This window comes from Alkalicoccus luteus (assembly GCF_012034335.1).
Classification (GTDB): Bacteria; Bacillota; Bacilli; order Bacillales; family Salisediminibacteriaceae; genus Alkalicoccus; species Alkalicoccus luteus_A.
The window spans coordinates 31,719-53,181 of the sequence record NZ_JAATHJ010000017.1; the positions used below are offsets into that span (position 1 = coordinate 31,719).

Below are 21,463 nucleotides of genomic sequence, written 5' to 3' on the forward strand. Positions count from 1 at the left end.
TCCTTTGCCGAAGCGTGTGTTAAAATAACGTCGTATAAAATTTTGTGCTGGAAGAGGTTTGGATGATGACGAGAGCAAATATCGCAATAGATGGACCAGCAGGGGCTGGGAAAAGCACGGTAGCGAAAAAACTGGCTGCTGAGCTCGGCTACACGTATATTGATACCGGAGCGATGTACAGAGCTCTAACATGGAAAGTGCTTCAAGAGCAGGCAGACCCGGAGAATGAATCAGCTGTGCTGCATATTCTTCAGCAGATGCATCTTGAACTGGACATGAAAAACGGGAACGTTTTTGTAACAGTAGATGAGAAAGATGTAACAGACGCCATTCGGCAGCAGGATGTGACCTCCCTCGTATCGTTTACAGCGAGGCATGCCCGAATTCGATCGGAAATGGTTGAGAAACAAAAAAAGCTTGCCGAAAAAGGCGGCACGGTTATGGACGGAAGAGATATAGGCACCGCTGTGCTTCCGGACGCCTCTTTCAAATTCTTTTTAAATGCCACAGTGGAAGAACGTGCCAAAAGACGCCACGCGGAACAGCTGCAAAAAGGGATGCAATCTGACCTGACTCAGCTTCAGACCGAAATCGCAGAACGGGACAGAATTGACTCTGAGCGTGAAACAGCTCCGTTAAAAAAAGCAGATGATGCTTTAGAAGTCGATACGACCGCGATGACGATCGACGAGGTTGTTTCCTTTTTGCTTGGCATAGTAAGGGAAGTGAAACGGTATGAGTAAACTCTATGCAACAGGACAGTTCGTCTGCCGTACTTTTTTCAGGTTGTTTTATCGTCCTGAAATTATCGGCAGGGAGCATATTCCGAAAGAAAAGGGTGTACTGATGTGCAGCAATCACATCAACAATCTTGACCCGCCGCTTGTCGGCGCGTTTCTAAAACGTCAGACGCGCTTTATGGCTAAATATGAGCTGTTTCAGCTTCCTGTATTAAAAAAGCTACTTCCAGCACTCGGTGCGTTTCCTATTAAACGGGGGTCGAGTGACCGGCAGGCTATGCGTTCAGGTTTAAAGCTGCTGAAGGAAGGGGAATTGGTAGGTGTATTTCCGGAAGGCACCCGGAGCAAAACTGGCACGCTCGGTAAAGGTCTTGCCGGAGTTGGATTCTTTGCTCTCCGTTCTGATGCAGCGATTGTTCCATGTGCAGTGATCGGATCTTATAAACCGTTCTCAAAGATTAAGCTGGTTTATGGCAGTCCGGTAGACATGCAGCCTTTAAGGGACAGGAAGGCATCACCTGAAGAAGCAACAGCAGAAATTATGTCTGCTATTCAAGAACTTTTAGATAAAAATCAAAAATAAGCAGGAATCTGTACCGGAGACAGAGAAGTGCTAGTAACGAAGAAGTTTTAGGGCCCGGATTTTTCTGACGGGATATAGGGAGGTAATTGTCAATGGTAGAAGAAATGAACAATGAAATGACAGATTTCCGATCATTATCGGTAGGGGATCTGGTCAAAGGCACTGTCGCTAAAGTGGAAGACAAGCAAGCGTATGTGAACGTCGGTTACAAGATGGACGGCGTCCTGCCTATCAGTGAATTGTCCAGTCTTCACGTTGAGAAAGTCGGAGACGTGCTTCAGGAGGGCGAGGAGTATGAATTTAAAGTAACAAAGCTTACAGAGGATGAACTCGTCCTTTCGAAGAAAGCAGTTGTAGCTGAGAAGGCTTGGGAAGAAATGGAGCGCCGCCTGGAAAGCGGAGAGATTTTCGAGGCAGAAGTTGCCGATGTCGTGAAGGGCGGACTTGTCGTTGATGTAGGCGTCCGCGGATTTATTCCTGCGTCTCTTGTAGAGCGCCACTATGTAGAAGACTTTTCAGACTACAAAGGGCGTACGCTTCGTCTGAAAGCGGTCGAAATGGACCGTGAACGTAATAAATTGATTTTATCTCAGCGTGCTGTGCTCGATGAAGAAGCCAGCGAGCGTAAAAAAGACACGCTCGAACAAATCAAAGAAGGCGATGTTATCGCAGGAACAGTTCAGCGGCTTACTGACTTCGGTGCCTTTGTCGACGTTGGAGGAGTAGACGGGCTTGTCCATATTTCGCAAATGGCGCATCAGCATGTTGAAAAACCATCCGATGTTGTATCTGAGGGAGATCAGGTGAACGTTAAAGTCCTTTCCGTCGATCCTGATAATGAACGTATCTCTCTTTCTATTAAAGATACGCTTCCGGGACCATGGGAGTCTATTGCAAATGAGATTAAGCAGGATGATGTGATTGAAGGAACTGTTAAGCGTCTCGTTTCATTTGGTGCTTTTATTGAGGTGGCACCTGGTGTAGAAGGACTTGTTCATATTTCTCAGATCGCTAACCGCCATATTGCTACTCCGGGTGAAGTGCTTACAGAGGGTGATACGGTGCAGGCGAAAGTCCTCGATGTGAATGTCGGTGAGAAACGAATTTCACTCAGCATCCGCGTTCTTGATGAGGATAAGCAGGAAAAAGAAGAGAGTGCACGAAAGCAGGAGTATAAAAAAGAAGATGACGGCGGATTTTCCCTCGGTGATATGATCGGGGACCAGCTGAAAAAATATAAAAACTAATACGAGAACCAGGTTCCGGTGTGGGCTTCCAGCTCATGCCGGTTTTTTTGAACTGTCCGTCCGCATGTTATCCGTATCAGTCTGAATACTGGCGAGTGGACGGGCCCCAAGGAGGCAGTTTATGACGCGCGAACAACGAAAGCTTGACCATATACGGCATGCCCTTACAACAGCAGACACCTCCGGTAATGGATTTAGAGATATGCAGTTTATTCACCAGTGCTTTCCGGAAATTAATGTAGAGCAGACAAATGTAGAAACGATGATTGGACCGATCAAATCAGCTGCTCCGATTATGATAAACGCTATGACGGGCGGCGGCGGTCAAAGAACGAAAGAAATCAACGGTGCAATAGCCGAGCTTGCAGCGAATTTGGGAGTCCCCGCTGCGTGCGGTTCGCAAATGGCGGCAGTAAAGGATTCTTCTCAGCAGGATACGTTTTCAGTGATGAGAGAACGCAGTCCCTATGGAATATTATTTGCTAATATCGGAGCGGAGGCAGCCGTTGACGAAGCGGCTGCTGCAGTTAATATGATCCAAGCGAATGCCCTGCAAATTCATATTAATCCGATTCAGGAGTTAGTGATGCCTGAAGGAGATCGTCATTTCAACGGCTTGCTTGAGAAAATAGCTGCTGTGAAAAAAGAACTCGAGATCCCTCTGATCGTGAAGGAAGTCGGATTTGGTATGTCGATGGAATCGGCAAAGCTTGCAGTAGAAGCAGGAGCGGATATCATCGATACCGGCGGACACGGAGGCACAAACTTCTCTGCTGTTGAAAACAGCCGCAGGCAGAATGAATTAAGCATGTTCGACAGCTGGGGGATTCCGACAGCCGTTTCGTTGATTGAGACCAAGCAATCAGTGGACGTTCCTGTAATTGCATCAGGCGGTATCCGGACGGCTGACGATATATTGAAATCACTCTCATGCGGAGCGGCTGCATGCGGAATGGCAGGAGCAGTTTTGAAAAACCTTCAGGAAAAAGGTCTGGAAAAAACCGCTCAGGAAATGAACGATATGATAGAATATATAAGGCTCGGAATGACAGCGCTTGGAAAGAAACGAGTAAAGGATTTGACCGGCTCGCCAGTTATCATATCCGGAAGCACCGGTTTGTGGCTGAAAGAGCGGGGGATTTCCACATCTGTATTTGCCAGACGCACGTCTGCTCTATAGCATCAGCTCCTAAAACCTTGTCTAAAATGACGAGCCGTCTATGATATAATGATTCCAGAGCAGGAAACGGGATCAGAAAGCAGGGATAGAAGTGTCAAAACCAGTACTAGCAATTGTTGGAAGGCCAAACGTCGGCAAGTCTACGATATTTAACAGATTGATTGGAGAGCGGCTGGCGATTGTAGAAGATAAACCAGGTGTAACCCGTGACCGGATTTACAGTTCGGCAGACTGGCTCCACCACCAGTTTTTCATTATTGATACCGGTGGAATTGAAATAACGAATGAACCGCTGATGGAACAGATGCGTGCTCAGGCAGAGCTTGCTATTGATGAAGCAGACGTGATTTGTTTTGTCGTAAACGGCAGGGACGGTATAACCGGAGCAGACGAAGAAGTAGCCAGACTGCTTCAGAGATCAAATAAACCTGTCGTCATCGCAGTCAACAAGCTCGATGATCCTACGATGCACGATAAACTATATGAATTTTACAGTCTCGGAGTGGGGGATGTTTTTCCGGTTTCCGGTTCGCACGGACTGGGGCTCGGCGACCTTCTCGATGCCGCCGCCTCTTATTTTCCGGAAGATGAAGGCGACGGCTATGAAGATGATACGATTCGAATGAGCCTGATCGGGCGGCCGAACGTTGGGAAATCATCGCTCGTGAACGCAGTTCTTGGTGAAGATCGTGTCATTGTAAGCAATATTCCAGGTACTACGAGGGATGCAATAGACACTCCGTTTACGAAAGATGACCGGGATTATGTCATCATCGATACAGCAGGTATGCGTAAAAAAGGAAAAGTGTACGAGTCTACAGAGAAATACAGCGTACTGCGTGCTCTTCGCGCTATTGAACGCTCGGATGTTGTCCTGACCGTACTCGACGGTGAAGAAGGTATTATTGAACAGGATAAAAAAATCGCCGGCTATGCACACGAAGCTGGAAGAGCAGTCGTCATCGTCGTAAACAAGTGGGATGCTGTCAAAAAAGACGATAAAACGATGCAGCGCTTTGAGGAGAAAATACGTCAGGAATTTCAGTATCTCGACTATGCTCCTATCGTCTTTTTATCAGCCCTGACAAAGCAGAAAATTCATCACCTTCTGCCCGTTGTTAACGAAGTGAGTGAGGCCCACAATCTGCGGATTAAGACGAACGTTCTGAATGATGTCATCGTTGATGCAGTTACATCGAACCCTACGCCTACTGACCACGGAGGTAAACGGCTGCGAATTAACTACGCAACTCAAGTTTCTGTAGCGCCTCCAACGTTTGTGTTGTTTGTCAATGATCCCGAGCTTCTGCACTTCTCTTACAAGCGGTATCTGGAAAATAACATCCGGAGAGCGTTCGGGTTTGCAGGGACACCAATCCGTATTTTAGCAAGAAAGAAAAGTGAATGATAAACTCGTAAAAAGCTGCAGGTTATCGTAAGACCGGGGTGCATAAATGTACGTTTTATCACCTTCTGGATACCTGCAGTGGAAAGGAGGGGTAATGATGGCTATTGCAGCTGTCTTTGTGTCTTACTTGATAGGTGCTGTCAGCTTCAGCTATCTGATGGGTCAGCTGTTAAAAAAGCTGGACATCAGAGATCACGGCAGTGGAAACGCAGGAGCAACGAATACGCTTCGTGTCCTGGGAATTGGTCCGGCCATTACTGTATTGCTCTTAGATACGGCAAAAGGAATCGCTGCCGTTTACCTCGGCTTCAGCTGGAGCGGCGGAGATCCTTTGTTTGCAGCAATGGCCGGTACAGCAGCGGTGGTCGGTCATAACTGGCCGGTGTATTTTGGTTTTCGAGGCGGAAAAGGGGTCGCCACGACAATCGGTGTAATGGCTGTATTGGTTTTCTGGCCTGCGCTTATTGCAGGTACCGCAGCAATCATTTCAATCGTTGTAACAAGATACGTGTCGCTCGGTTCTCTTTTGTTCATGTCCGGGACGACGCTGCTTACAGCTGCGTTACTTCCTGTATTCGCCTATCCGCCTGTGTATCTCTATTTCCTGGCAGGATTAACTATTTTGTCGATATGGAGGCACCGCACGAATATTAAGCGTCTTAAGGACGGAACTGAAAGCAGGCTCGGTCAGAAAACAGAAACGAGTTCATAAGGGGGCGCTCATATGAAAAAGACAGCCGTAATAGGAGCAGGCAGCTGGGGGACCGCTTTAGCCGGGGTACTGGCTGATAATGGTCATGAGGTGACGATCTGGGCAAGAAGAGAAGAGATTGCAGACGAAATTAATTCCAAGTCAACAAACAGCAAATACTTACCGGATATTCATCTGCCCCAAACGATTAAAGCGGTAACGAATATCCGCATAGCAGCGGAAAACGCAGATGCTGTTATTCTGGTCGTGCCGACTAAAGCAATGCGTGCAGTATTGCGGGATATCCGACCTTATCTGCGGGAGGAAGCACTGCTTGTTCATGCGAGTAAAGGAATAGAACCGGAATCACACTTACGCATATCGGAAATCATCACTCAGGAGCTGGAGCGCACGGATGTTGTCTGTTTAAGCGGCCCGTCTCATGCAGAGGAAGTTTGCAGAAGACAGCCGACTACCATTACTTGCAGCTCAATACATATGGAACTCGCAGAAGAAGTACAGGATTTATTTATGAATCAGTTTTTCCGGGTCTATACAAACCCCGATTTAATTGGCGTTGAAATAGGCGGAGCGCTTAAAAATATCATTGCGATAGGCTCAGGAATGACGAGCGGACTCGGATTTGGTGATAACGCCCGTGCTGCTTTAATGACGAGAGGTCTTGCAGAAATATCCAGGCTTGGTGTAAAGCTTGGGGGGAACCCTTTAACGTTTTCCGGACTTTCTGGCCTCGGCGATCTGATCGTAACCTGTACGTCTCATCACAGCCGTAACTGGCGGGCAGGTAACATGATTGGGAAAGGAAAAACGGCCGATGAAGTGGAAAACGAAATGGGAATGGTCGTCGAAGGGATGCGCACAGCGAAAGCTGCGTATCAGCTCTCAAAGAAGCTCAACATCGATATGCCGATTACAGCAGAACTTTATGCTGTTCTTTTTGAACATAAGGACGTGAAAAAAGCGGTGGAGGCTCTCATGGGCAGAGTGAAGAAAAAAGAAGTCGAAGGCATCATGAGTGGTACACTGCCTGAGGGCGGCAAAGACCCGCTTGATCAACTGGAACCTTGATGTAAAAAAGTACAAGGTTACTTGATACGTCACCAGCCTGACGGGAGCAACGACTCCGTCAGGCTTTTTTTGTATTTTGGCAGATGTAAATAAGCATACTGCGTCTTGCTTATATGAACGAAATCAGGGTACAGAGAAAATGTGACAATATGCTGAACACGCCTGCGACAGACAAGGGTAAGCGGTCTTCTGTCAAGCCAGAATGACCAGTATTGTGCTATAATGATGCAGAATGGAATCAAGAGGGGGAATGAGAATGTTTGAGGATCCCTTAATGAAAATGTGGGTATCTTTTATCGCAATGGGACTAATGTTTGTATCTGTTATTATAACTATATTTACTAAAGAGAAACTTAGGGGGGTTCTCCGGTATTCTCTGCTGACAATAAGCTTTATTTGTATTATCGTCTCTGGTCTGATTGTTTTCCTTGTAACATTCAGCGGCCCCGTACCGGAATAATTTCTATTTAAAGGCGGGAATGGTTATGAAAGCAGTTATTCTTCTGGCAGTTCTGGCACTTCTCACCGGCTGTCTGTATCCGCAGGATCAACGCGATGCCCAGCATGGACCTAACGAGGAGCAGCTTGAGAGGGTTCAGAATGCTGTCACACAATTTCAGGAAAACACAGGTGTGCTTCCAATTGCGACACGTGAAGCAGATACACCGCAGTACAGGCGTTACCCGGTTCAATTTACGCAGCTCATTCCGGCATATTTAAACGAACCTCCGGCCAATGCATTTGAGAATGGAGGAACGTATCAGTATGTGCTGATGAACGTTGAAGAGACGCCGGAAGTAAAGCTGATTGATCTTCGGACTGTTCGCACGATTCAGGAGTTGGAAACGCAGATTTTCAGCTATCGAAGTTCAAATCAATATGCTCCCGTCGATGAGGTTGTCGGAAGTGAATTGCTTAGGCTTGATTATGAAGCGCTTGGCTACGAGGAAGAACCTACTGTAGCGAGTCCGTTTCATCCCGATCACAGGCTGCCTCTGCTATACACAACGCAGGGGGATGTCGTTATCGATTTTTCACTCGATATTCAGCATTATGCTGAAGAATATGGCCTTGATGGCTATGAGTATGGAGAAGATATGCGGGATTTATTAACTGATCATGCGCCGTTTGTACCAGCTTATTCTGTTCCGACTACGTTGACAGAAGAAGGTGGGACTGAATTTCTCGAGGGAGAGTTAAGTTAAGCGGGAGACCGGAAACCTTGCAGTATGAAGGGTTCCGGTCTTTTTGTCAAATATTTTACATATTTAGCAAAATAATAATAAAAAAACAATGAAATGCACGAAAGTTGTTGAATTCACAGGGTTTTTCGTTTAACATAAGCCTTGTTATCCCCTTCGTGCTAAGGGTTAACACATGGTTCAGATTTAAAGCAATGGTAAGTATACCTTACAGGGAGGTGAATACCATGAACAAAACAGAACTGATCAATGCGGTTGCTGAAAAAGCAGACCTTTCTAAAAAGGACGCTACTGGTGCTGTAGATGCCGTTTTCGACATCATCACTGGTGCACTGGAAAAGCAGGAAAAGGTACAGCTGATCGGATTCGGTAACTTCGAAGTGCGTGAGCGTGCTGCCCGTAAAGGCCGCAACCCTCAGACAGGCGAAGAGATTGAAATCCCGGCCAGCAACGTGCCTGCATTTAAGCCTGGTAAGGCTCTTAAAGATGCAGTTAAGTAATAGATTACATAAGCATAGTAACTGCCTTATGTAATGAGAGAATACCCGTCAGGCCCTGGGCTTAACGGGTATTCTTTTTTGTATCGGGCCAGTTTTCTTGTAGGTAGAACGGCCCTGTGCTATTATCAACACATTCAGCTGCATATACACGATGTATAAGCAGAGTGTCCGCTAAACCGGGCTTGAGCCGGATGTTGACCGGCAATCAACGGGTGTAAGCTGGACACAGGGCTGAGGACAACAGGAAATGGAGGCTGTTATAAATGAGCCAGGTAGATCATGCAAAAATTGAACAGGCAGTTACATTAATACTCGAAGCCATCGGTGAAGATCCGGACAGAGAAGGGCTTGAAGATACTCCAAAACGCGTAGCCAGAATGTACGAAGAAGTCTTTCAGGGACTGCACCAGGACCCGAAAGAGCACTTTAAAACGGTGTTTGGAGAGGACCATGAAGAGCTGGTGCTTGTAAAAGATATCCCGTTTTATTCCATGTGTGAGCATCACCTCGTTCCGTTTTTCGGAAAAGCCCACATCGGCTATTTGCCGCAGGGCGGCCAAGTGACTGGCCTCAGCAAACTGGCCCGTGCGGTAGAGGCTGTTACGAAGCGTCCACAGCTGCAGGAGCGAATTACATCCACTATCGCTGATTCCATGGTTGCGACACTGAATCCTCGCGGAGTCATTGTAATTGTTGAGGCAGAGCATATGTGCATGACGATGCGCGGAGTTAAAAAGCCTGGTTCGATGACTGTTACTTCCGCTGTCCGAGGTGCTTTCCGTGATGACGCAGCTGCGCGTTCTGAAGTTATGGCGCTGATTAAGCAGTAAAAACATTCACGGGAAGGAGGCGGTTTGATGGCACAGTCGAACGACTACATTGTCATTAAAGCTGAAGAAAACGGAGTAAACGTTATTGGTCTCACCCGCGGTACGGATACCCGCTTTCATCATTCGGAGAAGCTGGATAAAAATGAAATGATGATTGCGCAATTTACCGAACATACATCTGCGATTAAAATCAGAGGCCGTGCCAAAGTACAGACGGCTCATGGCGAAATGACGAGCGGAGAAGACTGAATGTGTCTGTCTCACTGTACCGGTCCGTGGCACGCTGCGGACCGGTACAGTTTTTTATGTAATAAGAAATTGTTAAAAGAACGAAGTCCGGAAAGGGAGTAAATGGGCTATTATTATTGCAGTAAAACTTATTGCTCATCCTTTCTCGTTTAGAAACGTATGTGCTATACTAGACTAGCAGATATGGAAGCGCCGTCTTCCAATCGGATGACGAATCTGGGGGCTCTGAGCATGACAGCAACGTACGATCACGTAAACAATTTACATAAACTCACTGAGGATTTTTACAGGGAAGCATCGTATTCCTATGTTCAGAAATTCCTTCCTGATGCTGTCATGAACGTGATGCAGGCTGAGCTTATTTTGCTTCTTCTGGAAGATACAGCACTTCTTGCTGAGGAGAAACATGCAGTGGCTCTCGCGGCTTCACTGGTGCAGTCCGCGATGGATACTCATGACCATATAGACAGCGTGCCTGTTCACTCGGAAAAACATAGAAAAGAACGTCAGCTTACTGTGCTCTCAGGAGATTACTACAGCAGTCTCTATTATTCTATTCTTGCTGAACGTAAACTCATTGACTATATTAATTTGTTCTCAGGCGCGGTTCAGAAAATAAACGAATATAAAATGGCTGCGCTCGAAGCAGAAAATGAACTTGATACACTTTCTCTGCTGGCAGAAGCTGCATCATGTATTCCTGCAGCGGCAGCGGCACATACCGGGCACGGCGACTTAATTCCTGCATTCAAGCAGCTCTTTTTACTTCAGCTGCTGAAGGAGGAACACAAGGATAAAGAAATGTTCTTTTCATGCAGACTGCCCCGGTCCGATAGATCCGAACTTGCGGGCAGAGCCTTTTTGCGATTAAAAGAACTTCCGGCAGCCGATGGCCGTACACAGACATTTATGCGCCAGGAAGCGCGCAGGCTTATGATGATGCCTTATTAGGAGAGATTTGAATGACCCAGACTAAAGAACAAAAGGTACATGACGTTTTTCAATCTATTTCAGGAAATTACGATAAAATGAACGCTATTATTAGCTTTCAGCTGCACCGTTCCTGGCGAAGAGATACCGATCGCCGGATGGAGGTATTTAAAGGGGCCCGAGCCCTGGACCTCTGCTGCGGAACAGCAGATTGGACGATCACATTAGCGGAGGCTGCAGGGCCGGAAGGACACGTTTACGGACTTGATTTCAGCGAAAATATGCTGAATATCGGCAGACAGAAAACGTCCTCTATTCCCTCTCTGGAACTGATTCAGGGTAATGCCATGGAACTTCCGTTTGAGGATGAAACGTTTGATTTCGTAACCATCGGATTTGGTCTCCGCAATGTACCTGATTATGATACGGTGCTGTCCGAGATGCACAGAGTGTTAAAGCCCGGCGGTACGGCTGTCTGTCTAGAAACATCACAGCCGGAAAAGCCGCTTGTAAGCGGCGCTTACTGGATTTACTTCTCAAAGATCATGCCGGTTTTCGGTCGCCTGTTCGCAGGAAAATACGAAGAATATTCATGGCTTCAGGAATCTACAAGGAACTTCCCTTCGAAACAAAAGCTTAAAAGCATGTTTCTAAGGGCCGGATTTTCAAGCGTAGATGTGCGCTCATATTCAGGCGGTACAGCAGCTTCCCACTTTGCTTATAAAGCAGAAAGGGGAGACGTTCATGAAAAAGCTTAAAGTGATACTGGAAATGATCAAATTTGAGCACACCATTTTCGCTCTTCCATTTGCTTTTCTTGGTGCTCTGCTCGGCAGCTACTATGTGCTAGGTCATTTTCCTTCTGTTATGGACTGGGTATGGATAACTCTCGCTATGATAGGAGCAAGAAGCGCAGCTATGTCTTTAAACAGAGTGATTGATGCTTCAATCGATAAAGCAAATCCGCGTACAAAAGAACGTGCTATTCCGGCTGGACTGATCTCAAAAGTGGAAACATGGATCTTCATTGCAGTTTCCTTTTTCGTATTGTTCTTTGCAGCGTTTCAGTTGAATATGCTGGCTGTATACCTGCTGCCGCTGGCGGTGTTTTTTCTTGTGTTTTATTCTTACACAAAGCGTTTCACCTGGCTTTGCCACGTAATTCTGGGCATCACCATCGCACTCGCTCCACTCGGGGGATGGGTGGCTGCGACCGGCGTACTTTCCTGGGAAGCCATTGTGCTTTTCACGGCTGTTGCCTTCTGGACAGCCGGATTCGATATTATATACGCGACACAGGATGCTGATTATGATCGTGATGCCGGGCTGCATTCTATTCCAAGCCGATTCGGTATTGCCAAAGCGCTCCTGTTTTCCCGAAGCTTTCATATGGTCAGTTTTACAGCACTGCTCCTGCTGGCTTTGGTTACGCCGCTAAGCTGGATTTTTATTGCAGGTGCACTTGCTGCGGGCGGGGTAATGATTTATGAACATTCACTCGTTTCTGCAGATGATCTCTCTAACGTAAACAAAGCGTTTTTTACGATGAACGGTATTATCAGTTTGCTCATGCTCGTGTTTACGATCGGGGACCTGCTGATTCTCGCCTGACGAATCCTTGAAAGGATGACGGTAATATGTCTTTTACAATTGGTGAAATCACCTATACAAATATTCAGCCGATGTTTCATTTCCTGGACAGGCCTGCTATGGAGCAGCGGGGGTTCACATTTCAGAAATCAATCCCCTCCGAATTGAATGGGCGGATGCGTGACGGACGGATAGACGCAGGAGGCATAAGCTCATTTGAATATGCTTCCAATCCCGACGCTTACTATATATTAAAAGATCTTTCTGTTTCATCGAAAGGCGATGTGAGGTCTATTTTTCTATTTTCAAAACGTCCTATCGGTGAGCTGAACGACGCTTCTGTTGCGCTGACCTCGAGCTCGGCCACGTCTGTCCACCTGCTTAAACTTCTGCTGGAAAGACGTGAAGGGATTCAGCCTGTTTATTCGACAGAAGAACCTGATTTTACTTATATGATGAAAAATCATGATGCCTGCCTTCTGATTGGTGATGATGCGATTAAAGCAGCAGACTCCGCAGAAGGGATATACCAGTATGATCTTGGTCGGCTCTGGTTCGACTGGACAGGGCTGCCAATGACGTATGCACTGCTGGCTGTTCGCAGAGAGAAGGCGGAGAATGATCCTTCAAAAACGGAAGAGCTGCACCGGCAGCTTCATCGGAGTCTTCGTGCTTGCAGGGAAACGGGTTTTAAAGCTTTAACGGAAAAATCAGCCGCTGATCACGGATTAACTACAACGTTCTGGGAAGCGTATTTTCAAAATCTGCGCTACGAGTTAAACGATGAGGAGCTCGACGGACTCAACCTGTTCTGCCGGTTGCTTTATGAGGAGCAGTATATTTCTCAAAAGCCGGAGATAGAAGTCTGGGAATCGGACAGACACAGGATGGGATCACGATGAAGCTCGCAGAACTTTACAGGCACGTGAAACCGGAAGCGGCAAAACTGGAAAAGGAAATTGAGTCTGCAATTGTTTCAAATCATGATGTACTGGAACGGACATCCTCGCATATTCTTCAGGCAGGCGGTAAACGAATCCGGCCAGTCTTTGTACTCCTGAGTGCTAAATGCAGCTCGTATGATTTCGATGAAATTAAGAAAGTGGCAGTGCCGCTTGAGTTGATTCATATGGCATCGCTCGTTCATGACGACGTCATTGATGATGCGGATACCAGAAGAGGCAGGGAAACGATAAAATCAAGATGGGATAACCGGACGGCAATGTATACAGGTGATTTTTTATTTGCAAAAGCGATTCAGAAAGCAGCGGAGAGCCAGTATCTGGATGTGCATCCGATCCTGTCACGTGCTATGAGGGAAATGTGCATTGGAGAAATTGAGCAGCTGCGGGATCAATATAATGCAGATCAGTCGCTTAAAGATTATTTGCGACGCATCCGCAGAAAAACAGCCCTGCTCATTTCTGTGAGCTGTGAACTTGGAGCGGTCGTCAGCGGAGCAGATGAATCATTAAGACGGGCTTTGAAATGGTACGGCTATTACGCAGGAATGGCGTTTCAAATCACAGATGATATTCTGGACTTTACCGGCAGTGAAAAAGAGCTGGGTAAACCTGCCGGCAGTGATCTGATTCAGGGAAACATAACGCTTCCTGCTCTCTATGCGATGCAGGAGGATAAAGAGCTAAATCAGATGATCCGCCGCTATACGAATGACCCTGAACGGGCGGAGCTGCCAATGGATGAAGTGATCAGACGACTTCGAAACACAACTGCGGTTGCCAGATCCCGGGAGCTTGCAGATGCCTACGTGCATAAAGCAGTGATGATGCTGAAGCCTTTTTCCGGATCAGACACAGATGCCCTCGTTCGGATTGCACATTTTATTGGAGGTCGGCGCTTCTGACAACGTTCTTAGCCGGGCAGAAAAACAAGTCTGCCCGGCACGTTATTTTATTTTATTGAAAGCGTTGTCATGCACGACGGTTTTTGTTATAGTAGGATAGAATTACATAATATGTATGCAGGAGATGATCAGAAATGGAACAAACATTTGTTATGGTTAAGCCTGATGGCGTGCGCCGCGGGCTTGCAAGTGCGATTATGAATCGATTTGAGCAAAAAGGCTATGCTCTTCGCGGAGCTAAGCTGATGACGATGTCGCGCGATCTTGCAGAAACACATTACGGTGAGCACAAAGAGCGTCCGTTTTTTGGTGAGCTTGTATCATTTATTACTTCCGGACCGGTTTTTGCCATGGTATTGGAAGGAGAAGGTGTCATTGCGGAAGCTCGTAAAATGATCGGTGCCACTGATCCGCTCGAAGCTGCACCGGGCACAATTCGTGGAGACTATGCGATCAAAAAGTCGGAAAACATTATTCACGGCTCGGATTCGTCTGAAAGTGCGGATCGGGAAATTAAGCTGTTTTTCGCAGCTGACGAACTCGTAGAAGCACCTCAGACTATTTCATAAAAAAATAAACATAGTCATAAAAAGGCGCCGATGACCGTTTAACAGGTCATCGGCGCTTTTTATGCGTGAAGGCATATGTTCTATGCAGCTTAAACGCTTTAAAAAAGGCAAATAGTGAGCGGGCATACATAACGTCGTTTAAAAATAGTTCAGCAGCAAACGAACTAAACTTTGAGCTATATATGATGAAGCATGCGTAAACACGTGCGAATGTACATAGCTTGACTACAATTGTTTGAAATCATGCCTGCTGTGCGATAATAAAGATACAATAAAATGCCGATACTACTATTGAAGCCTGCATTACATAAAAGATATCAAGCTGCTGGCGGGAAAGATGGGGGATTATATGAGCGCAGACTACATTGCATTTACAGAAGCTGTATATAAAAAGACAGGGATTGATTTAACACTTTATAAAGAAGCGCAAATGAAGCGCAGGCTGACTTCACTTCGCGACAAACGGGGGTTTACGAGCTTTCAGAATTATTTTAACGCGCTGCGGACAGATGAACAGCTGTTTCAGGAATTCCTGGAACGCATGACGATTAATGTATCTGAGTTTTTCCGGAACCGGAGCCGGTGGGACGTACTTCAAAAGCAGATTCTTCCGGAGTTGGCAGCGGACAAATCACGCATAAAGCTGTGGAGTGCTGCATGTTCTACCGGCGAAGAACCTTACTCCTTGTCGATCCTGCTGCACGAGCTCCAGCTAAATGGCAGTATTCTGGCTACCGATCTGGACGAATCCATATTGAACAGAGCGCGCGCGGGGCTTTATTTGGAGAAATCTTTGCGTGAAGTTCCGCAAGCTCTTCGGAGTGCCCACTTTTTAAAAACTGCTGGAGGCTGGAAAGTATCGGAACAGCTGAAAAAGCTGGTCACATTTAACAAGCATAATTTGCTTAAGGACCCATATCCAAAAGGGATCGATTTGATTGTGTGCCGAAACGTGATGATATACTTTACTGAGGAAGCGAAAGCAGATATCTATAACCGGTTTTCGGACTCGTTACGTCCCGGAGGTATTCTGTTTGTGGGAAGCACGGAGCAAATTTTTAACCCTCATAAATTCGGTTTGGAATCAGCCGGGACTTTTTTCTACCGTAAAGGCTGAAAGCCGGCTGCTGATAAAGTAAGGAGCCTGCTTATGAATGACTTACCTGATAGTGGTCTGCAGGAAAAAAACCATCCCGAACAGGAGGGTTTTTTCCTGTTGTTGTTTAAACCGGCCACTGAAGAACACCGCTCTGACAGAGAAAGCATAGAAATCGAACATGCCGGCAAAAAACGTTAAAATGGAACAATAGAAAGAGAAGATAAACAAAAAAATGTTCTTTTCGGAAAAAATCGTGCAATCCTCTTGAAATTACGCGCAAAATCAGCAAGAATAGACACTAAGATAATTTAACGCATAAAAGCGATAAAGAAAATGGAAGGTGATCTTGGATGAGATTTTTAACAGCAGGTGAATCACACGGTCCACAACTTACAGCGATTGTAGAAGGAGTGCCTTCCCAGCTGCCTTTGCAGGCTGAAGATATTAATAAGCATCTGGCACGCCGTCAAAAGGGATACGGCCGCGGCCGCAGAATGCAGATTGAAAAAGATCAGGTACAGATTTTGAGCGGCGTAAGGCACGGCAGGACAACAGGGGCTCCGATCACGCTTGTCGTAGAAAATAAAGATTGGACGCACTGGACGAAAATCATGGGTGCTGAGCCTATTTCAGAAGAAGAAGAGCAGGAAGTCAAGCGCAAAATTACGCGCCCACGGCCAGGGCACGCTGATCTGAATGGGGCGATTAAATACCGGCACCGAGATATGAGAAATGTGCTGGAGCGTTCCAGTGCAAGGGAAACGACAGTCAGAGTAGCAGTAGGTGCGCTGGCACAGGTCATTCTGGAACAGTTTAACATCAGGCTTGCCGGCCACGTTCTGGAAATCGGCGATGTAAAAGCTGAGCAGCTTCCATTTGAGAGCGTGGACGCCCTTCAGGAAGTAACGGAAGCTTCAGAAGTCCGCTGCATGGATAATGAAGCTTCTGAAAAAATGAAGGCAGCTATAGATGATGCGAAACAGAATGGCGATTCGATCGGCGGTATCGTCGAAGTAATTGCAGAAAATGTGCCGATCGGTCTCGGAAGCTTCGTTCATTATGACCGAAAACTGGACGGAAAAATTGCACAATCAGTATTGAGTATTAATGCTTTCAAAGGTGTGGAAATCGGCTTAGGCTTTGAAGCTGCGAGAATGAAAGGAAGCGAGGTTCATGATGAAATCACATATTCCGAGGAAAACGGATTTCAGCGCAGAACGAACCGCCTCGGTGGCTTTGAAGGTGGCATGACAAACGGCATGCCGGTTGTTGTCCACGGTGCTATGAAGCCAATTCCTACGCTTTACAAGCCGCTTCAAAGCGTTGATATAGACTCTAAAGAGCCATTTACAGCATCGATTGAACGCTCTGACAGCTGTGCTGTTCCTGCAGCAGCAGTAGTCGCTGAAGCAGCCGTGGCATGGGAGCTTGCAGACGCATTCCTTGATAAATTCGGAGCAGATACGATGGAAGACATTCGTCAATCATATGAAAACTACTTGAAAGAAGCGAGGGAGTTTTAAATGGGCAAGAGGCTGGACATTATCAACAGCGGAGGAAGTTATCCGGTTGAAATTGAGCACGGCCTCCGCTTTCGCACGGAAGAGAAAATACGTCAGGTATGTCCTGACGCTACGTCCGTCTTTCTTATCGCGGACGAGAATGCAGCATCTCACTATTTAAACGATGTGCTTTCTTCTTTTCAACAGCCGCCGCACGTGATCTTTCTTCAGCCGGGAGAAGGATCGAAATCAATCGAGGAGCTGCAACGCGTGCTTACAGAGCTGCTGGAACATGGAGCAGACCGTAAAAGCGTTGTCGCAGCACTTGGAGGCGGCGTCACTGGAGATTTAGCAGGATTTGCAGCTGCAGTGCTTTTGCGAGGTGTTTCCTTTGTTCAAATTCCCACAACGCTGCTCGCTCACGACAGCAGCGTTGGCGGGAAAACGGGGATCAACCATCCGTCAGGCAAAAATCTGATCGGTGCTTTTTATGCGCCTGCCGCGGTTTTATACGACCCTGCTATGCTGCAGACGCTCCCGGAAGGGGAATGGCGCTCCGGATTTGCTGAGGTTATCAAGCACAGTCTGATCAGCCGCAGCGGATTTTTAGAATGGCTGTCCGACAACGTCAATAATCCACGCGATTTGCAGGATGAGGCGCTTGAAGAGCTGTTGTACCGTTCTATTCAGGTGAAAGCTTCGATTGTTGAAGAGGATGAATTTGAAGCGGGCGTCCGTGCTTATTTGAACTTCGGGCACACGCTCGGCCATGCAATCGAAGCAGAAGCAGGCTACGGCACATGGACGCATGGAGAAGCTGTTGCACTTGGCATGCTGGCAGCGATGCATCTGAGTCGTTTCAAGCTTCAGGCTGATCTCCCTCTTGAGAACGTCAAGGAGCTGCTCGAGAATCATGGCTTTCAAACAGCTCTCCCGCACTCCTTCGACCATCAGAAGCTCCTGGAGCGGATGAAACGTGATAAAAAGACCGAAGCCGGAAACCTTCGCTTTGTACTGCTTAGAGAGCTCGGTATGCCTGAGCTGATTCCAGTGGAAACGGAGCTTGTCAAGGAAGCATTGAAAGAGGTGACAAGCGATGATTAGAGGCATCAGAGGTGCAGCAACCGTTAACGAAAACACCGAATCAGAAATTTTAGTTCACACAGAACGGCTCATGAAAGAAATTGAATTACGAAATGAACTGGACCCGGAACAAATCGCCCATGTCATCGTAACCGTCACAGAAGATATAGACGCAACGTTCCCAGCCAGGGCGCTTAGGGACATAGCAGGGTATCAGTTCGTACCGGTGATGTGTTCAAGGGAAATTCCAGTGCCTGGTTCGATGCCGCTTTGTATCAGGCTGATGGTGACAGTGGAAACGGATTTGAAGCAGAAGGACATCCAGCACGTCTATCTTGGAAAGGCAGCATCACTGAGGCCGGACCTTTCCTTGACAAACAATGAAGGATAACGTAGGATAGCGCTAATAGAGATGAGCGGTCCCGCAAGCGAAGGGACCAGAGCAGAGCCGGAGCAGAGTCCGAAGAGTTTAGCTGAGATGAGTTTAGTTCTGAACGTATGAATAACCTCCTATTCCATATCCCTGACGGCAGAATGTCATCGGGGGATATGTTCTTCATGCTACTCTCCGGCTTCATCTGACTTAAGATGAGGTGATTTTGTGTTTAATTTTAACCGCGAATCGTTTTTGGACAAAGCTTCCAAAAATCGAACGATCCCCCTTACTGCAACGATAACAGCTGATACGAAGACACCGGTTCAGCTTTTTCACCAATTTAATAAAAATGCTGCGTTTCTTCTGGAGAGCCGAGATCCACTCTCGCCATGGTCCAGCTACTCGTTTATCGGTCTGGATCCATTTTGCTATCTGGAAGATGAGGGAGAGTCGTTTATCAGGCTCGACCAAAACAGGAAAACGGTATGGAAGGAGCAGACGCTCCACGATGCATGGGAGCGTATTTTCTCAGAACTGGATCCGTCACCTGATTTACCAGACCTGCCCTTTCCCGGTGGAGCTGTCGGCTATCTTTCATTTGAAGGGTTTCGAAATTACGAGCCGGGCATTCGAAAAATGGATGAGGCAGATCACGACGTACAGTTTATGTTCTGTCAAACGATTCTTGCCTATCATCACAGAGATGAAACGCTCACCATTATTCATTTTGCAGATGCTGCCCGTTCGCCGGAAGCAGCATTCGATGAAGCTGTCGGACGGATGAGGGAAGTAATGTCAACCGTTGGCAATGCCGCCGACCAGCTTCCGCTGCTGCCTGTTGAAGAAGAAGTAGAAGATGATTTATTCGACGGAGTCGCTTCTAACTATACGAAGCAGGAGTACATGGCTGATGTGAATCGGATTAAAGAATACATTGCCGCCGGGGACGTATTTCAGACGGTCCTGTCACAGCGCTTTGAAATGCCGGTTGAATCAGACGGTCTTTCTTTATATCGTGTACTTCGAAAAGTAAATCCAAGTCCTTATTTGTATTATATCCGGTTTCATGACCAGGAAGTAATTGGAAGTTCACCAGAGCGGCTAGTTAAAGCGGACCGAAACAGGGAGCTGGAAATTCATCCGATTGCAGGAACCCGTAAACGCGGGAGAAATGATGAGGAAGACCGTGAGCTGGAAGCGGACTTGCTTGCTGATGAAAAAGAGCGCGCAGAGCATTTGATGCTGGTTGATCTTGCCCGAAACGATATTGGCCGCGTAAGTGATTATGGAAGTGTAGGTGTTCACGATATGATGAGCATCTCCTACTTCTCGCATGTAATGCATATGACGACGCGAGTCACCGGTACACGGAAGGAGTCGGTTCATCCGTTTGAGGCGCTTCTTGCCACGCATCCTGCAGGGACGGTATCCGGAGCCCCGAAAGTCAGAGCGGTGGAAATTATTCAGGAGCTTGAGAAAGAACGCAGAGGCGTGTATGCAGGGGCAGTTGCCTACTATGGCTTTAACAAAGCTATCGATTCATGTATCGCAATCCGTACGATGATTTTGAAAAAAGGTACAGTCTATGTACAGGCAGGCGCCGGAATTGTGCAGGACTCTGTTCCGGAAAATGAATGGGAAGAAACCCGAAGCAAGGCCAGTGCACTGCTTTATGCCGTCAAACTTGCAGAGCAGAGAAAGCAGAAAGAGGGGGTCATCAGTCATGACGTTCAGCAGAGTCATTAGAGGAGAAACTATGAGCAGAGATGAGGCAAGGGATACGGCGCTTCAAATGATGGAAGGGAATCTGTCCCCGGAAGTGACAGCGGGTCTTCTTTCGATCATGGCTTACCGGGGAGAGACGGTACCTGAAATCACCGGCTTTGCTGAGGCAATGATTGAGAAGTCACAAAAAGTGACAGCTGAATTTGACGTGATTGATACGTGCGGTACAGGAGGAGACGGCAGCGGAACGTACAATGTGTCAACTGCAGCAGCGCTGCTCGTCAGTTCCCTTGGTGTGAAAGTTGCCAAGCACGGCAACCGCAGCGTTTCCTCTAAATCTGGAAGCGCAGATGTGCTTGAAACCCTCGGAATTCCTGTCGAAAGCAGTCCGGATGAATGCCTGCAAAGTCTGAACGAAAACGGAATGAGCTTCTTTTTTGCCCCGCGCTATCATTCAGCTATGAAGCATGTTGCGCCGGTCCGGCAGGCGCTCGGGCAGCGAACTATTTTTAATGTGCTCGGCCCGCTGACGAATCCAGCCGGAGCCCGCGTGCGGGTGATTGGTGCGTACAGCCTGGAAGCTGCAAGAAAAATGGCCGAAGCTTCTTTAAATCTGCCAATTGACCGCGCTCTGTTTGTGCACGCAAGGGACGGGCTTGATGAATTCTCAGCAGCTGCAGCGACAGACGTGATCGAGCTTCGAAACGGCGAACTGCGTGAATACACTTATTCACCGGAAGATGCCGGGCTGAGAACGCTCCCCTTGAAAGGAGCGCTCGTAAACGACGCCCGCGAAAGCGGTGCTCTGATTGAAGCATTATTTCAAAATGATGGCCCTGAAGACGCGAAGGTTCTGCTGCTCTTGAATGCAGGAGCTGCTTTGTACACGGCCGGGCGTGCAGCAACTATTAAGGACGGCGTAAAGGAAGCTGAGAAGGCTTTGAATCAATCAGCCTACAGGCAGCTGGAGCTGCTGCGCAGAAAAGGAGCAGGTGCGGTATGA

The 21,463-nt window shown here is 47.3% G+C and carries 25 protein-coding genes; all 25 read left to right on the forward strand.

What is annotated here, in order from left to right:
• Positions 1 to 62: 62 nt before the first annotated feature.
• The 25 genes from cmk to trpD all read left to right on the forward strand — a co-directional run bounded on the left by cmk (position 63) and on the right by trpD (position 21,463).
• Positions 63 to 743, forward strand: a complete 681-nt coding sequence (cmk, locus tag HCN83_RS11395) for a (d)CMP kinase (protein WP_168007395.1) — start codon at positions 63 to 65, stop codon at positions 741 to 743.
• On the forward strand, positions 736 to 1,323 hold the full coding sequence (locus HCN83_RS11400) for a lysophospholipid acyltransferase family protein (protein WP_168007397.1): 588 nt from the start codon (positions 736 to 738) through the stop codon (positions 1,321 to 1,323). The genes cmk and HCN83_RS11400 overlap by 8 nt, the downstream gene beginning before the upstream one ends.
• A 92-nt stretch (positions 1,324 to 1,415) precedes the next feature.
• Positions 1,416 to 2,570, forward strand: a complete 1,155-nt coding sequence (rpsA, locus tag HCN83_RS11405) for a 30S ribosomal protein S1 (RefSeq protein ID WP_168007399.1) — start codon at positions 1,416 to 1,418, stop codon at positions 2,568 to 2,570.
• A 121-nt stretch (positions 2,571 to 2,691) separates the two neighbouring features.
• Positions 2,692 to 3,750, forward strand: a complete 1,059-nt coding sequence (gene fni, locus HCN83_RS11410) for a type 2 isopentenyl-diphosphate Delta-isomerase (protein ID WP_168007401.1) — start codon at positions 2,692 to 2,694, stop codon at positions 3,748 to 3,750.
• Between the two features lie 91 nt (positions 3,751 to 3,841).
• Positions 3,842 to 5,158, forward strand: a complete 1,317-nt coding sequence (der, locus tag HCN83_RS11415) for a ribosome biogenesis GTPase Der (protein WP_168007403.1) — start codon at positions 3,842 to 3,844, stop codon at positions 5,156 to 5,158.
• 94 nt (positions 5,159 to 5,252) lie between these two features.
• The gene (gene plsY / locus HCN83_RS11420) at positions 5,253 to 5,870 is read left to right on the forward strand and encodes a glycerol-3-phosphate 1-O-acyltransferase PlsY (protein WP_168007405.1); all 618 of its coding nucleotides are present in this window, start codon (positions 5,253 to 5,255) and stop codon (positions 5,868 to 5,870) included.
• Positions 5,871 to 5,882: 12 nt separating this feature from the next.
• Positions 5,883 to 6,938, forward strand: a complete 1,056-nt coding sequence (locus HCN83_RS11425; RefSeq protein ID WP_168007407.1) for an NAD(P)H-dependent glycerol-3-phosphate dehydrogenase — start codon at positions 5,883 to 5,885, stop codon at positions 6,936 to 6,938.
• A gap of 280 nt (positions 6,939 to 7,218) precedes the next feature.
• A complete protein-coding gene (locus HCN83_RS11430; RefSeq protein WP_343033721.1) occupies positions 7,219 to 7,398 on the forward strand; it encodes a DUF2768 domain-containing protein in 180 nt (59 codons plus the stop codon).
• Between the two features lie 25 nt (positions 7,399 to 7,423).
• Positions 7,424 to 8,143, forward strand: coding sequence for a hypothetical protein (locus tag HCN83_RS11435; protein ID WP_168007411.1), 720 nt, complete (start codon positions 7,424 to 7,426; stop codon positions 8,141 to 8,143).
• Between the two features lie 224 nt (positions 8,144 to 8,367).
• Complete coding sequence (locus tag HCN83_RS11440) at positions 8,368 to 8,640, forward strand: HU family DNA-binding protein (protein WP_168007413.1); 273 nt, start codon at positions 8,368 to 8,370, stop codon at positions 8,638 to 8,640.
• Positions 8,641 to 8,903: 263 nt separating this feature from the next.
• Positions 8,904 to 9,470 (forward strand): GTP cyclohydrolase I FolE, encoded by a 567-nt coding sequence (folE, locus tag HCN83_RS11445; protein ID WP_168007415.1) that lies wholly within the window; start codon positions 8,904 to 8,906, stop codon positions 9,468 to 9,470.
• A 27-nt stretch (positions 9,471 to 9,497) separates the two neighbouring features.
• Complete coding sequence (mtrB, locus tag HCN83_RS11450; protein WP_168007417.1) at positions 9,498 to 9,719, forward strand: trp RNA-binding attenuation protein MtrB; 222 nt, start codon at positions 9,498 to 9,500, stop codon at positions 9,717 to 9,719.
• 231 nt (positions 9,720 to 9,950) lie between these two features.
• Positions 9,951 to 10,670, forward strand: coding sequence for a heptaprenyl diphosphate synthase component 1 (locus HCN83_RS11455; protein ID WP_168007419.1), 720 nt, complete (start codon positions 9,951 to 9,953; stop codon positions 10,668 to 10,670).
• Between the two features lie 11 nt (positions 10,671 to 10,681).
• Positions 10,682 to 11,407 (forward strand): demethylmenaquinone methyltransferase, encoded by a 726-nt coding sequence (locus HCN83_RS11460; RefSeq protein WP_168007421.1) that lies wholly within the window; start codon positions 10,682 to 10,684, stop codon positions 11,405 to 11,407.
• Complete coding sequence (locus HCN83_RS11465) at positions 11,394 to 12,260, forward strand: UbiA-like polyprenyltransferase (RefSeq protein WP_168007423.1); 867 nt, start codon at positions 11,394 to 11,396, stop codon at positions 12,258 to 12,260. The genes HCN83_RS11460 and HCN83_RS11465 overlap by 14 nt, the downstream gene beginning before the upstream one ends.
• A 26-nt stretch (positions 12,261 to 12,286) precedes the next feature.
• Positions 12,287 to 13,141: a menaquinone biosynthetic enzyme MqnA/MqnD family protein gene (locus HCN83_RS11470; protein WP_168007424.1), complete on the forward strand. Its 855-nt coding sequence runs from the start codon at positions 12,287 to 12,289 to the stop codon at positions 13,139 to 13,141.
• Entirely contained in the window at positions 13,138 to 14,106 is a 969-nt protein-coding gene (locus HCN83_RS11475; RefSeq protein ID WP_168007426.1) for a polyprenyl synthetase family protein, read from the forward strand. The genes HCN83_RS11470 and HCN83_RS11475 overlap by 4 nt, the downstream gene beginning before the upstream one ends.
• Before the next feature lie 134 nt (positions 14,107 to 14,240).
• Entirely contained in the window at positions 14,241 to 14,675 is a 435-nt protein-coding gene (ndk, locus tag HCN83_RS11480; RefSeq protein WP_168007428.1) for a nucleoside-diphosphate kinase, read from the forward strand.
• 349 nt (positions 14,676 to 15,024) lie between these two features.
• Entirely contained in the window at positions 15,025 to 15,792 is a 768-nt protein-coding gene (locus HCN83_RS11485) for a CheR family methyltransferase (protein ID WP_168007430.1), read from the forward strand.
• A 33-nt stretch (positions 15,793 to 15,825) separates the two neighbouring features.
• Positions 15,826 to 15,972 carry a hypothetical protein gene (locus HCN83_RS11490; protein WP_168007432.1) on the forward strand — a complete coding sequence of 49 codons (147 nt, stop codon included), beginning with the start codon at positions 15,826 to 15,828 and terminating at the stop codon, positions 15,970 to 15,972.
• A gap of 152 nt (positions 15,973 to 16,124) precedes the next feature.
• The gene (gene aroC / locus HCN83_RS11495) at positions 16,125 to 17,297 is read left to right on the forward strand and encodes a chorismate synthase (protein WP_168007434.1); all 1,173 of its coding nucleotides are present in this window, start codon (positions 16,125 to 16,127) and stop codon (positions 17,295 to 17,297) included.
• Positions 17,298 to 18,380, forward strand: coding sequence for a 3-dehydroquinate synthase (aroB, locus tag HCN83_RS11500; protein WP_168007436.1), 1,083 nt, complete (start codon positions 17,298 to 17,300; stop codon positions 18,378 to 18,380).
• The gene (gene aroH / locus HCN83_RS11505) at positions 18,373 to 18,750 is read left to right on the forward strand and encodes a chorismate mutase (RefSeq protein ID WP_168007438.1); all 378 of its coding nucleotides are present in this window, start codon (positions 18,373 to 18,375) and stop codon (positions 18,748 to 18,750) included. Before aroB ends, aroH begins: the two co-directional genes overlap by 8 nt.
• 210 nt (positions 18,751 to 18,960) lie before the next feature.
• Positions 18,961 to 20,481: an anthranilate synthase component I gene (gene trpE, locus HCN83_RS11510; protein ID WP_168007440.1), complete on the forward strand. Its 1,521-nt coding sequence runs from the start codon at positions 18,961 to 18,963 to the stop codon at positions 20,479 to 20,481.
• A complete protein-coding gene (trpD, locus tag HCN83_RS11515; RefSeq protein WP_168007442.1) occupies positions 20,459 to 21,463 on the forward strand; it encodes an anthranilate phosphoribosyltransferase in 1,005 nt (334 codons plus the stop codon). Before trpE ends, trpD begins: the two co-directional genes overlap by 23 nt.

Bases quoted from the DNA above. Each gene is read 5' to 3' on its own strand.
- cmk (WP_168007395.1), top strand. From the start codon at position 63: ATGATGACGAGAGCAAATATCGCAATAGATGGACCAGCAGGGGCTGGG.
- HCN83_RS11400 (WP_168007397.1), top strand. From the start codon at position 736: ATGAGTAAACTCTATGCAACAGGACAGTTCGTCTGCCGTACTTTTTTC.
- rpsA (WP_168007399.1), top strand. From the start codon at position 1,416: ATGGTAGAAGAAATGAACAATGAAATGACAGATTTCCGATCATTATCG.
- fni (WP_168007401.1), top strand. From the start codon at position 2,692: ATGACGCGCGAACAACGAAAGCTTGACCATATACGGCATGCCCTTACA.
- plsY (WP_168007405.1), top strand. From the start codon at position 5,253: ATGATGGCTATTGCAGCTGTCTTTGTGTCTTACTTGATAGGTGCTGTC.
- HCN83_RS11425 (WP_168007407.1), top strand. From the start codon at position 5,883: ATGAAAAAGACAGCCGTAATAGGAGCAGGCAGCTGGGGGACCGCTTTA.
- HCN83_RS11430 (WP_343033721.1), top strand. From the start codon at position 7,219: ATGTGGGTATCTTTTATCGCAATGGGACTAATGTTTGTATCTGTTATT.
- HCN83_RS11435 (WP_168007411.1), top strand. From the start codon at position 7,424: ATGAAAGCAGTTATTCTTCTGGCAGTTCTGGCACTTCTCACCGGCTGT.
- HCN83_RS11440 (WP_168007413.1), top strand. From the start codon at position 8,368: ATGAACAAAACAGAACTGATCAATGCGGTTGCTGAAAAAGCAGACCTT.
- folE (WP_168007415.1), top strand. From the start codon at position 8,904: ATGAGCCAGGTAGATCATGCAAAAATTGAACAGGCAGTTACATTAATA.
- mtrB (WP_168007417.1), top strand. From the start codon at position 9,498: ATGGCACAGTCGAACGACTACATTGTCATTAAAGCTGAAGAAAACGGA.
- HCN83_RS11455 (WP_168007419.1), top strand. From the start codon at position 9,951: ATGACAGCAACGTACGATCACGTAAACAATTTACATAAACTCACTGAG.
- HCN83_RS11460 (WP_168007421.1), top strand. From the start codon at position 10,682: ATGACCCAGACTAAAGAACAAAAGGTACATGACGTTTTTCAATCTATT.
- HCN83_RS11465 (WP_168007423.1), top strand. From the start codon at position 11,394: ATGAAAAAGCTTAAAGTGATACTGGAAATGATCAAATTTGAGCACACC.
- HCN83_RS11470 (WP_168007424.1), top strand. From the start codon at position 12,287: ATGTCTTTTACAATTGGTGAAATCACCTATACAAATATTCAGCCGATG.
- HCN83_RS11475 (WP_168007426.1), top strand. From the start codon at position 13,138: ATGAAGCTCGCAGAACTTTACAGGCACGTGAAACCGGAAGCGGCAAAA.
- ndk (WP_168007428.1), top strand. From the start codon at position 14,241: ATGGAACAAACATTTGTTATGGTTAAGCCTGATGGCGTGCGCCGCGGG.
- HCN83_RS11485 (WP_168007430.1), top strand. From the start codon at position 15,025: ATGAGCGCAGACTACATTGCATTTACAGAAGCTGTATATAAAAAGACA.
- HCN83_RS11490 (WP_168007432.1), top strand. From the start codon at position 15,826: ATGAATGACTTACCTGATAGTGGTCTGCAGGAAAAAAACCATCCCGAA.
- aroC (WP_168007434.1), top strand. From the start codon at position 16,125: ATGAGATTTTTAACAGCAGGTGAATCACACGGTCCACAACTTACAGCG.
- aroB (WP_168007436.1), top strand. From the start codon at position 17,298: ATGGGCAAGAGGCTGGACATTATCAACAGCGGAGGAAGTTATCCGGTT.
- aroH (WP_168007438.1), top strand. From the start codon at position 18,373: ATGATTAGAGGCATCAGAGGTGCAGCAACCGTTAACGAAAACACCGAA.
- trpD (WP_168007442.1), top strand. From the start codon at position 20,459: ATGACGTTCAGCAGAGTCATTAGAGGAGAAACTATGAGCAGAGATGAG.